The following is a 1,486-nucleotide window of genomic DNA, read 5'->3' as shown; positions in this document are numbered from 1 at the left end:
CTACCTCAAAGCCCTGGAAAAATCAAACAGCCCACTCCTCAAAACCATCGAAACAATCAAGAAAACCCACCCCAAACTCGGTGAACAGTTTTCCTGAAAATCACTTGTCAGTTGGCCTCAGTGGTTTGTTATGCTTTGTTGTTTTGGAGGGTTGACTCATAGTCTGCGAGCCAAATCTTCTCAATCCAAGCGTATTCTTGATTGTTGAGAATCTGTTCGTAAGCCGTCTCAGGCGACAAACTTCTGGCATAAGGAAGCAGCACATCACTGACACGCGATTGCAAATCCTGAAGGCTTCTGATGATGTCGTCTTGGTGACCGGTGTAATCCAGATACTCCTTATCATAATTCAGGTTCTGGGGAGTATATGGTTGGACTACACTACTGCCTGATGGAAGAAACTTATATGGATAAGTGAAAACCTCTGTGGGAGGTGATGACGGAATCTTCTCGTTAAGATCTCTCAAGAAGTTGTGACGAAAACACGCAACATGGCAAATATGTCCGGGCTTCTGATTCCGTCCACCTAGACGAATAAGGCCAAAGGTAGAAATTTCGTCACGCCAGAATAGCGACTGACCACGCTGTTGGAAACCGATCTCGACGAGAGGGCAAACTACTTCACGGTCGAATAAAGGTTGAAACTCCTCAGAGGTCATTTTCTTAGCATAACGTCTCAGCACACCCAATCCGACCGATTCAGCGCGCTTTCGACAGTTCTACCACTTCCCCTTCTCCCGTCAACCTCCGACTCGCCAGCGCGGTCGGATTTGTGGTGCTGCGCATTGTTCGACTGGTTTGGTAGCATCATCTGCAACAAGGTCTAGCCGAAAGCTGTGATCTTCTCCGTCTTGACTCCTCATGATTGTGAGCCAACAACTCACAAGCTGTCGAAACTGCTGAGTGGGAATCAAAACCGCTGATCTCGTCCAGAGTCCATCAGTAATCCTAGTTACGTTCTGTCTAATCTCCAGAAAGCAAGTATTTCCATTCCGGTCCCAAACATCATTAATTCCAGCTAGAACCTCATCACATTTTACTAAGGCTTCCTTAGTCCACTCTTCATACAAGTTTAAATCAGCTTCGAAGAATTCTCCAAGTTGATAGTATCGAGGGTCGATTCGAACTGAGCATCCATCTCTGCTACAATTTAGGATGATCTCAGCTTCCGATTTCATCTTTGTCGAACAGTGTTTATTAGTATGACGATGCTACGATAGGAGCAGGACGGTTTTTGGTTCCAGGCGATTTTTTGGCGGGCGTGGGGGGCTTGGTCTTAATCATTTGTGAAAACTTCTGAGTCAGAAGGCAAATTACTGATTCCCCGAATTTTTTACAAGCTGAAAAGAATCGTTATCGATTACTTGAGCGATCCATAAATTTTGGATCGAGGATATCTTACGATTATCCGAAGTTCATTTTTCTTGCGCGCACAGTGTTCTGATGACTTACTATTCAAAAATGAACCCGAAAGACAATTGGAAAG

Annotated in this window: 1 protein-coding gene; it reads right to left on the bottom strand. The window is 44.9% G+C overall.

Annotated elements, in window-relative coordinates; all coding sequences use genetic code 11:
- Positions 1-128 precede the first annotated feature (128 nt).
- Positions 129-659 carry a hypothetical protein gene (locus tag JIN78_RS16680; RefSeq protein WP_200393133.1) on the bottom strand — a complete coding sequence of 177 codons (531 nt, stop codon included), beginning with the start codon at positions 657-659 and terminating at the stop codon, positions 129-131.
- Positions 660-1,486 lie beyond the last annotated feature (827 nt).

It is taken from the genome of Roseibacillus ishigakijimensis (genome assembly GCF_016595415.1).
Taxonomy (GTDB): Bacteria; Verrucomicrobiota; Verrucomicrobiia; order Verrucomicrobiales; family Akkermansiaceae; genus Roseibacillus; species Roseibacillus ishigakijimensis.
This window is presented reverse-complemented; position numbering and strand designations above follow the sequence as displayed.

Bases quoted from the DNA above. Each gene is read 5' to 3' on its own strand.
- JIN78_RS16680 (WP_200393133.1), bottom strand. From the start codon at position 659: ATGACCTCTGAGGAGTTTCAACCTTTATTCGACCGTGAAGTAGTTTGC.